This window comes from Yinghuangia sp. YIM S09857, from assembly GCF_051388915.1.
Classification (GTDB): domain Bacteria; phylum Actinomycetota; class Actinomycetes; order Streptomycetales; family Streptomycetaceae; genus Yinghuangia.
In genome coordinates, this window is record NZ_JBPKBH010000033.1 from 54933 (window position 1) to 64424 (window position 9492).

Below are 9492 nucleotides of genomic sequence, written 5' to 3' on the forward strand. Positions count from 1 at the left end.
CAGGTTCATGACGGCGCGTTTCGTGCCCGGGTTCCGTGGTGGGCTCTCTCAGGTGTCCTGCCAGACGAAGACCGCGCGGTCGAAGCGGCGGGCGTCGAGGTCCTGGCGGCGGATGTACCAGTACAGGTACCCGGTGTCGGCGCACCACAGCGCGGACTGGCGGTCCGGTGGGAATTGGGCGAGAGTCAGCCACTCCCGGCATTCGGCCCTCCAAGCGGCGAGTTCGCCGGGGCCGGACTCCAGCGGCTCGTCCCCGACGATGTCCCACAGCGAAGGGTTCTGCGGTGAGAAGGGGTAGCCGCCAAGTTGGTGATCCATGTGGGCCCACAGGTCCAGGGCGTCGTCGAAGTCCTCGTCGTACAGCGCCTCGGCGACCCTCGCGTCGGTGGTGTCGAAGTGGTCCTCCAGGACGTGCGAGGCGATGGACGGCGCGGTGAACTCCACGGACACCGCCATGGGTTCCGCCGCGCAGTCGCGCAGCACCTCGGGCGGCGACCGGCGCTCCACGTGTGTGCCCGCGGGGATGTGGACGACGCGGTGCGCCTGGGGTTCGTTGTCCAAGGACGGCATGGTGCTTTCGCACAGTTGGCCGTCGAACAGGAAGAAGTACAACAGACCGGAGTCCGGCAGGTTCACGTTCCCGCGCGGCAGAGCACCGAGATCGAACCCCGCGATCAGGGACAGTGGCCCCTCGCCCTCCCAGACCGGCCACGGCATATCGGGCGGCAGCAGCGGCCGCCCGCCCCGGTGCGCGACAGCGGGGTCGGCCGCAGCGGAATGCCGGAACTTCACGGTGGGCCGCAGCAGACGCACCCACGCCTCCGACAGGTCGGGAGGCAGGTGGCGCCGTGCGGCGCCGATCAGGCGGGCGGACTCGTCCGGCAACGTCTCGTGGTCCATCGGGCCAGCCTAGGACCGTGGGCCTGGTGCAATGCGCGCGACCACACATGAGCGACCGGCGCCGTGGCCGCACGGTCGGGGAACGCAGCATCACCGAAGGTGATCACCGCCGCAGTTCCCCGGTCCGTGTGGAGACGCCGGGTCCGGTGCTCCGGGCGGAGGACCGACGTCGGTCGGGGGACGGCGGGGTCAGGCGGGGCGGATGTTCTGGTTCAGATGGAAGACGTTGTCGGGGTCGTACTCGGCCTTGATCGCGGCGAGCCTGCGGTAGTTGTCGGGGCCGTAGGCGTCGATGACGCGCGAGTGGCCTTCGTCGCCGATGAAGTTGAGGTAGACGGAGCCGGTGGCCCACGGCCGCATGTCCGCGCAGACGTCGTGCGCCCACTGGACGGCGCGGGCGTCGTCGGCGGGGTCCTCCCACATGGCGAACGGGTGGACGGCGTACGGCGATTCGCGCCACGGCAGGGGGTACCGCCCGTTGTCGCGGGCGAGGGCGCCGCCCTGCGGGAAGAACACGTGCAGCGACGGTGACGGAATCACCATCTCGGGCGAGCGGGCGCAGAACACGTCGACCGCCTCGTCCGGGAACGCGGTCAGGTAGTCGGCGGACCAGTAATTGCGCAGGCCGGGCGGGTCGTCCAGCATGCACTGGAACGCGGGGTAGGGGAGTTCGGCGATCATCGCGCCCTCGGGGGCGAGGCCGAGGAACGGGCTTGCCGCATCGCGGCATTCGGCCTCCGAGCCGGTGTATGTCACCAATACCGCCGCCGCGAGCCGACCGACGAGGTGCTCCGGTACGAACTCCTCGGGCGGGCCGACCAGATAGATGAACCCGCCGCCCACCTGGTCCGGAGCGGTGTCGCAGAAGTCGCGGTAGGTGCGGAGTACGTCGGGGCCGTACTCGGCGGACCACAAGAGCAACGCCGCACTGAAGACCGGGAGCTCGTGGAGCCGGAAGGTGAAGTCGGTGACCACGCCGAAGTTTCCGCCGCCACCGTGCAGGGCCCAGAACAGGTCCGGGTGCGAATCGGCGCTCACGTGCAGCGTCCTGCCTTCGGCGGTGACCAGTTCGGCGGCGAGCAGGTTGTCGCAGGCGAGTCCGAACCGGCGTTCCAGCCAACCGGATCCGCCGTTGAGGGTGAAGCCGCCGATGCCGGTGGTGGAGGCCCGGCCGCCGGTCGTCGCCAGACCGTGGGGCACCGTCGCGTGGTCCATGTCGCCGATCGTCGCGCCACCGCCGACCCGGACGGTGCGGGCGTCGGGGTCGACGGTGACGGCGTTCATGCGGCGCAGGTCGATGGTGAGGCCGCCTTCGGTGAGCGCCTTGCCGGTCACGCCGTGGCCGCCGCCGCGTACCGACACCTCCAGTTCGGCGTCGCGGGCCGCCGCGAGGGCGAGGGCGACGTCCTCGGTGGTGGTGCACTGCGCGATGGCGCCGGGATGGCGGTCGATGGCGCCGTTGAAGACGGCGCGGGCGTCGTCGTACCCGGGCGAGCCGGGAAGCAGGACGTCGCCGCCGAATGTACCGCGCAAACTGCTGCCGAGCCGCGCGGCGTCCGAGCCGAGGGTGGTCATGGTCATCCCCGCTTTCGCGTGGTCTCCCCGAGCCGATGAGCTCCCCGAGCAAACGCACGGCGGCACGAGGGAGGCGGCCCGGGGCAGGACGCACCGGGCGCACGGTGGGTCAAGGCACCGTGCTCCAGAGGGGCAACGTGCTGCAAGGCAGGACGGCCGCGGGGACGCGCCGCTTCCCTCCACGGTAAACCGAGACGCCCCGCCCGAATACCCCAATCCGTACCTTTGATTGCTATTTATGCAGATTGTCGCCGTCGCCGTCTCCCGCGCCGTCGCCGTCTCCCGCGCCTTCGCCCTCGCCGCCGTCGTCTCCCACGCCGACTATCCCGTCGTCGACTCCCGCACGACCAGTTCCGGTTGGAAGATCACCTGCTGGTGGGCGTGGGCCTCCGGGTTCTCGTACTCGTCCAACAGCAACTCCGCAGCAGTCTGGCCGAGTTGGTAGGTGGGTTGGCGGACGGACGTGATCGGGATCGCGGCGGCGCCGGCGAATTCGATGTCGTCGTAGCCGACCAGGGCGATGTCCTCGGGGATGCGCACGCCCGCGCGGAGCATTTCGCGCATGAAGCCCATGGCCAGGAGGTCGTTGGCGCACAGTACGGCGCGCGGGAGGTCGCCCCCGGCCAGCAGACGCCGGGCGGCTTCCGCGCCGGAGCGGGCGTTCATCGCGGGGACCAGGACGTCCCGGACCGCCGTGCCCAGGCGCAGGCCCGCGCCGCGCAGGGCCCGGCGCATGCCGCGTCGCCGCTCCTCGCACTGACGGATCGTCAGAGGGCCGCTGACGAAGGCGAAATCGTCGTGTCCGGCGGCGAGCAGGTGGTCGGTCGCCAGTTGACCGCCCGCCTCGTCGTCGACCGCGACCGAGCACAGGTCCGGGCGGTCGCCGCTGCGGTCGAGGAGGACGACGGCCATGCCGCGGCTGCGCAACCCGTCGATCGGCAGCGCCGATTCGTGGGCCGGGGTCACCAACACCCCGCGTACGCGCTGCTCTTGCAGCACCTGGAGGTACGTCTCCTGCTTGTCCACCGAGTCGTCGGAGTTGCACAGGATCACCACCGACCCGTTGCGGCTGGAGACGTCTTCGACGCCGCGCGCGACGTCGGTGAAGAACGGGTTGGCGACGTCCAGCACGATCAGCCCGAGGGCGTTGGTGCGCCCCGAACGCAGCGACCGCGCCGAGTCGTTGCGCACGAACCCCAGGTGCTCTATCGCGTCCAGGACGCGCTTGCGCGTGGCCTCGGAAACGCGGTCGGGGCGGTTCAGCACGTTCGACACCGTGCCGATCGACACCCCGGCGTGCCGCGCCACTTCCTTGATACCCGTCGTCGCCATGCCGCCCAACTGTGGTGAGAAGTATTGAAACGTGTCAATAGTCGGAGGGTGTGATCAGCGGTACTCGACCGCCCGTCGACCCCGCCGGTCACCGGGACGAGACCCCGTCGATCCCGCAAAATCCGAGGTCAACCCCAGGTGGCCTGCACGTACGGCCGTTCACCGATGGTCACCATACGCCAGCGCGCCGAGTTCGCGCAGCCCAAACTCTTGACGCGCGGCTCAACCCGGACCTAACTTCCTCGCAACCTCTCTGAAACGTTTCACGACGAAGCGGCAACGAGGCGACGAGGAGCTGAACCCCATGACCGCTGTACCCACCACCCCCGGAGGCGACCCCCCGGTGCCCGTGCTGGCGCTGCGCGGCGTCGAGAAGTCCTTCGGCGCGGTGCGGGCGCTGCACGGTGTCTCGCTGGAGCTGTACGCGGGGGAGGCCCACGCCCTCGCCGGCGAGAACGGGGCCGGCAAGTCGACGCTCATCAAGACCCTCGCGGGCGTGCACCGCCCCGACGCCGGCGAGGTGCTGCTCGACGGCAAGCCGGTGGCCTTCGGCAACCCCGCCACCGCCCGGGACGCGGGCGTCGCGGTCATCTACCAGGAGCCCACCCTGTTCCCCGACCTCTCGGTCGCGGAGAACATCTACATGGGCCGCCAGCCGCGCGGCGCCCTGGGCCGCATCGACCGCCGCACGATGCACCGCGCCACCGCCGATCTGTTCCGCCGCCTCGGCGTCGCGCTCGACCCCGAGCAGCCCGCCCGCGGCCTGTCGATCGCCGACCAGCAGATCGTGGAGATCGCCAAGGCGCTGTCCTTCGACGCCCGCGTGCTGATCATGGACGAGCCGACCGCCGCCCTCACCGGCAGCGAGGTCAACCGCCTCTTCACCGTGGTGCGCACGCTGCTCGACCAGAACGCCGCCGTGCTGTTCATCTCGCACCGCCTTGAGGAGATCTTCGCGCTCTGCCGCCGGGTCACCACGCTGCGGGACGGCCGCTGGATCTCCTCCGAGCCGGTCGCCGGGCTCACCGAGGACGACCTGGTCCGCCGCATGGTCGGCCGCGACCTCGACTCGCTGTACCCCAAGCAGGACACCGTCATCGGCGGCACCGCGCTGCGCGTCGACCGCCTGACCCGTGAAGGCGTCTTCCGCGACGTCTCCTTCGAGGTGCGCGGCGGCGAGATCGTCGCCCTCGCGGGCCTGGTCGGCGCCGGCCGCAGCGAGGTGGCCCGGGCGGTCTTCGGTGTGGACCGGTACGACGCGGGCCACGTCGAGGTGGCGGGGCGCGCGTACAAGCCCGCCTCGCCCACCTCCGCGATGGCCGCCGGGCTGGCCCTGGTCCCCGAGGACCGCCGCCAGCAGGGCCTGGTCATGGACCTGTCCATCGAGCGCAACATGGGCCTGACCCGCCTGCGCTCGCTCGGCAGGGCCGGGCTGATCGACCGCCGCGCCGAGCACGGCACCGCCCGCGACTGGGCCCTGCGCCTCCAGCTCAAGTACGCCCGCCTCTCGGACGCCGTCGGCGTCCTGTCCGGCGGCAACCAGCAGAAGGTCGTGCTGGCCAAATGGCTGGCCACCGACCCCCAGGTGCTGATCGTCGACGAGCCCACCCGCGGCATCGACGTCGGCACCAAGGCCGAGGTGCACCGCCTGCTCTCCGGTCTGGCCGCCGAAGGGCTGGCCATCCTCATGATCTCCTCCGACCTCCCGGAGGTCCTCGGCATGGCCGATCGGGTGCTGGTGATGCACGAGGGCCGCATCACCGCCGAGATCCCCCGGGCGGACGCCTCCGAGGAGACCGTCATGGCGGCGGCGACCGGACGTACCGGCGCCGGAAAGGCCCCGGTCGGACCCGGCCCGACCGGACCCGCCCCGAACGGAAGGGACGCCGCCGCATGACGGCCACACTCATCTCGCCGCCGACGGCCGACCCGGAGGCCGCCAAGTCGTCGCGCGGACTGGTCGACAAGGTCTTCCGCGCCCGCGAACTCACGCTGCTGGTCGCCCTGGTGGCCCTCGTGGTCGGCACCCAGCTCAGCAACTCCCGCTTCCTGTCCGAACAGGGCGTCAAGGACCTCTTCCTCAACGCCTCGATCCTGGTGCTGCTCGCCGTCGGCCAGTCGGTCGTCGTGGTCACCCGCAACATCGACCTGTCGGTCGGCTCGGTCGTCGGCCTGGCCGCCTTCGCGTGCGGCAAGTTCGCGTCCGGGTCGAGCCATTCGGCGGCCACCGTGGTGCTCGTCGGCGTGCTGGTCGGCGTCGCCTGCGGTGTCGTCAACGGCCTGCTGGTCAGCCTCGGCCGGGTGCCGTCGCTGGTCGTCACCCTCGGCACGCTCTACATCATCCAGGGCGTCGACTACTACTGGGCGCAGGGCGAGCAGATCAACGCCGAGACGCTGCCCGGCGGCGTCCTCGACCTGGGCACCGGCAGCGTGCTGGGCATCCCGTACCTCCCGCTGATCGCCGCCGTCGTGCTGGTGGTGACCGGCTGGTACCTGCGCAGCTACCGCACCGGCCGCGAGCTGTACGCGATCGGGTCCAACCCCGAGGCCGCCCGGCTCGCCGGAGTGCCGTCCGGGCAGCGGGTGTTCGCGGCGTACGTCTTCTCCGGAGCGATCGCGGGCCTGGCCGGCGCCCTGTGGCTGTCCCGCTTCGGCACCGTCGTCGCGGACGCCGCCAACGGCTGGGAACTCCAGGTCGTCAGCGCGGTCGTGGTCGGCGGCGTGGCGATCACCGGCGGTGTCGGCACGGTGTGGGGCGCGGCGCTCGGCGCCCTGCTGCTGACCACCATCGGCAGCGCGCTCGTGGTGCTCAAGGTCGACTCGTTCTGGCAGAAGGCCATCAACGGCGCCCTGCTGCTCGCCGCCATCAGCATCGACCGGATCGTCCAGGTGCGGGTGACCCGCGCGCTGCGGAGGAGGAACGCCCGCCATGGCTGACACCCTGACCAAGCCGGAGCTCCCGCCGGTGCGCACCGAGGGCGCGGGGTCCGCGGGCTGGGCCCGGTTCCTGCGCTGGGACCTCGCGGTCACCATCATCCTGATCGCGGTGTTCGGCTTCGGCAGCGCCGACAACGCCTCCTTCGCCACCACCGGCAACCTGTCCTTCGCGCTCAACGACATCGCCGAGGTCGCGATCATCGCGCTGCCGATGACGCTGCTGGTGGTGTGCGGCGAGGTGGACCTGTCGGTCGCCTCGATGCTCGGCCTGTCCAGCGCGCTGGCCGGATCGTTGTGGGACGCGGGCTACACGTTCGAGATGATCGTCCCGATCGTGCTGCTCGTCGGCCTGGCCGGCGGTCTGGTCAACGGCCTGCTGGTGACGAAGGTCGGACTCCCGTCCCTGGCGGTCACCATCGGCACGATGACGCTCTACCGCGGCCTCGCCTCGGTGGTGCTCGGCACCAAGGCGGTCGCCGAGTTCCCGCAGGAGTACGCCGACCTGACGCAGCGCACCGTCCTCGGCTTCATCCCGTTCCCCATCGCGCTGTTCGGCGTCCTCGCGGTGATCACCGCCGTCGTGCTGCACGCCACCGGTCTCGGCCGCGCGATGTTCGCGATCGGCGCGCAGCAGGAGGCGGCGTTCTTCGCCGGGATCCGGGTCAAGCGCATCAAGCTCGCGCTGTTCGCGCTGACCGGCGTCGTCGCGGCGTTCGCCGGGATCGTCTTCACCCTGCGGTACGGCAGCGCCCGCGCCGACAACGGCATGGGCTTCGAGATGACCGTCATCGCGGCGGTGCTGCTCGGCGGCGTCGACTTCGACGGCGGCCGCGGCACCCTCGGCGGCGTCGTCTCCGGACTGCTGCTCATCGCCCTGCTCCGCAACCTGCTCACCCTCAACGACGTGGCCAACGAGGTCCAGTCGATCGTCACCGGCGTGCTGCTGGTGGTGTCGGTGCTGGCCCCGCGCGTCATCCAGGCCGTCGGCCGACGGCGCCGCCCCCTCCCCCTCGAAGGATGACCATGAACGCGAGACTCCGCACCCACGGCCGCCGCACCACGGCCGCGGTCGCCGCCGCGACCGCCCTCGGCCTCGCCCTCGCGGGCTGCNTCGGCCGACGGCGCCGCCCCCTCCCCCTCGAAGGATGACCATGAACGCGAGACTCCGCACCCACGGCCGCCGCACCACGGCCGCGGTCGCCGCCGCGACCGCCCTCGGCCTCGCCCTCGCGGGCTGCTCGGGTACCAGCAAGGACGACGACAAGAACTCCTCCGGCGGTGCCGCCCCCGCGGCCGGTGCCGGGGCGAGCGCGGACCCGAACGCAGAGCTCAAGACCGGCCTCAAGCTGGCGTTCCTGCCCAAGCAGATCAACAACCCGTACGAGACCATCACCGGCGAGGCCGGGCTGGCCGCCGCCAAGGAGATCGGCAGCGAGGGCAAGCGCGTCGGCCCGTCCGACGCCAACGCCTCCTCGCAGGTGTCGTACATCAACACGCTGATCCAGCAGAACCAGGACGCGATCATGATCGCGGCCAACGACGCCAACGCGGTGTGCGGCCCGCTCAAGCAGGCGATGTCCAAGGGCATCAAGGTCGTCGCGTACGACTCGGACACCGCCAAGGACTGCCGCCAGCTCTTCATCAACCAGGCCAGGTCCGAGGACGTCGGCCGCTCGCTGGTGCAGAACGTCGCCAAGCAGGTCGGCTACAAGGGCAAGATCGCGATCCTGTCCGCGACCCAGAACGCGACGAACCAGAACACCTGGATCGAATACATGAAGCAGGAGCTGGCCAAGCCCGAGTACAAGGACATGCAGCTCGTCAAGGTCGCGTACGGCGACGACGACGACCAGAAGTCCTTCCAGGAGACGCAGGGCCTGCTTCAGGCGAACCCCGACCTCAAGGCGATCATCGCGCCCACCACGGTCGGCATCTCCGCGGCCGCCCGCTACATCGACGGTTCGCAGTACAAGGGCAAGGTCGTCGTCAACGGCCTCGGCACCCCGAACCAGATGCGGCAGTTCGTGAAGAACGGCACCGTCGAGCAGTTCTCCCTGTGGGACCCGAAGAAGCTCGGCAAGCTCGCCGTCTACTCGGCCGCGGCGCTGGCCTCCGGCCAGATCACCGGAGCCGAGGGCGAGAAGTTCACGGCCGGCGACCTGGGCGAGTACACCATCGGCAAGGACGGCGAGATCATCCTCGGCCCGCCGACGGTGTTCAACAAGGACAACGTCGACCAGTACGACTTCTGAGCCGGCCGCCGTGGAACGCGTCTGCTTCGTGCTCCGGGTCCGCCCCGAGCGCATCGCCGAGTACCGCGAACGGCACGCGGCCGTATGGCCCGAGATGCGCGCCGCACTGACCGAGGCCGGGTGGCGCAACTACTCGCTCTTCCTGCGCCCGGACGGCCTGCTCGTCGGCTACCTGGAAACCGACGACTTCGCCGCCGCCCAGGCCGCGATGGACGCCACCGAGGTCAACGCCCGCTGGCAGCGCGAAATGGGCGACCTCTTCGAGGCCGAGGCACTCGACGGGCGGCGCCCGGACGAGGCCATGGCACCGCTGGACGAGGTCTTCCACCTCGCCTGAGCGGGTCGTTCACCCCTTCAAGCAGCAAGAAATCCGCACCTCAGCACCAGGAGTGTCGAACCTCATGACCGAGCAGGACGTCAAGGCCGCTCTGCGGGCCCAGCGCATCGAGACGCCGTCATGGGCGTACGGCAACTCCGGTACGCGGTTCAAGGTGTT

8 protein-coding genes are annotated in these 9492 nt (G+C 70.7%); 5 read left to right on the top strand and 3 right to left on the bottom strand.

All coding sequences use genetic code 11. The features are described 5' to 3' along the window. Positions 1-48 precede the first annotated feature (48 nt). The 3 genes from ACRX5S_RS39535 to ACRX5S_RS39545 form a co-directional block, all read right to left on the bottom strand. Positions 49-900, bottom strand: coding sequence for a DUF1963 domain-containing protein (locus ACRX5S_RS39535; protein ID WP_436778120.1), 852 nt, complete (start codon positions 898-900; stop codon positions 49-51). A gap of 189 nt (positions 901-1089) precedes the next feature. Continuing rightward, the gene (locus tag ACRX5S_RS39540; protein ID WP_436778121.1) at positions 1090-2481 is read right to left on the bottom strand and encodes an FAD-binding oxidoreductase; all 1392 of its coding nucleotides are present in this window, start codon (positions 2479-2481) and stop codon (positions 1090-1092) included. 315 nt (positions 2482-2796) lie between these two features. After that, the gene (locus ACRX5S_RS39545) at positions 2797-3807 is read right to left on the bottom strand and encodes a LacI family DNA-binding transcriptional regulator (protein ID WP_436778122.1); all 1011 of its coding nucleotides are present in this window, start codon (positions 3805-3807) and stop codon (positions 2797-2799) included. 304 nt (positions 3808-4111) lie between these two features. Here ACRX5S_RS39545 and ACRX5S_RS39550 point away from each other — a divergent pair, with 304 nt between their 5' ends. The 5 genes from ACRX5S_RS39550 (at position 4112) to ACRX5S_RS39570 (ending at position 9333) form a co-directional block, all read left to right on the top strand. After that, a complete protein-coding gene (locus ACRX5S_RS39550; protein ID WP_436778123.1) occupies positions 4112-5704 on the top strand; it encodes a sugar ABC transporter ATP-binding protein in 1593 nt (530 codons plus the stop codon). Further along, positions 5701-6744 (top strand): ABC transporter permease, encoded by a 1044-nt coding sequence (locus tag ACRX5S_RS39555; protein WP_436778124.1) that lies wholly within the window; start codon positions 5701-5703, stop codon positions 6742-6744. The genes ACRX5S_RS39550 and ACRX5S_RS39555 overlap by 4 nt, the downstream gene beginning before the upstream one ends. Further along, complete coding sequence (locus ACRX5S_RS39560; RefSeq protein WP_436778125.1) at positions 6737-7765, top strand: ABC transporter permease; 1029 nt, start codon at positions 6737-6739, stop codon at positions 7763-7765. The genes ACRX5S_RS39555 and ACRX5S_RS39560 overlap by 8 nt, the downstream gene beginning before the upstream one ends. Positions 7766-7895: 130 nt before the next feature. Continuing rightward, the gene (rhaS, locus tag ACRX5S_RS39565; protein ID WP_436778126.1) at positions 7896-8996 is read left to right on the top strand and encodes a rhamnose ABC transporter substrate-binding protein; all 1101 of its coding nucleotides are present in this window, start codon (positions 7896-7898) and stop codon (positions 8994-8996) included. A gap of 10 nt (positions 8997-9006) precedes the next feature. After that, on the top strand, positions 9007-9333 hold the full coding sequence (locus tag ACRX5S_RS39570) for an L-rhamnose mutarotase (RefSeq protein ID WP_436778127.1): 327 nt from the start codon (positions 9007-9009) through the stop codon (positions 9331-9333). Positions 9334-9492 lie beyond the last annotated feature (159 nt).

Bases quoted from the DNA above. Each gene is read 5' to 3' on its own strand.
- ACRX5S_RS39555 (WP_436778124.1), top strand. From the start codon at position 5,701: ATGACGGCCACACTCATCTCGCCGCCGACGGCCGACCCGGAGGCCGCC.
- ACRX5S_RS39540 (WP_436778121.1), bottom strand. From the start codon at position 2,481: ATGACCATGACCACCCTCGGCTCGGACGCCGCGCGGCTCGGCAGCAGT.
- ACRX5S_RS39550 (WP_436778123.1), top strand. From the start codon at position 4,112: ATGACCGCTGTACCCACCACCCCCGGAGGCGACCCCCCGGTGCCCGTG.
- ACRX5S_RS39560 (WP_436778125.1), top strand. From the start codon at position 6,737: ATGGCTGACACCCTGACCAAGCCGGAGCTCCCGCCGGTGCGCACCGAG.
- rhaS (WP_436778126.1), top strand. From the start codon at position 7,896: ATGAACGCGAGACTCCGCACCCACGGCCGCCGCACCACGGCCGCGGTC.
- ACRX5S_RS39535 (WP_436778120.1), bottom strand. From the start codon at position 900: ATGGACCACGAGACGTTGCCGGACGAGTCCGCCCGCCTGATCGGCGCC.
- ACRX5S_RS39545 (WP_436778122.1), bottom strand. From the start codon at position 3,807: ATGGCGACGACGGGTATCAAGGAAGTGGCGCGGCACGCCGGGGTGTCG.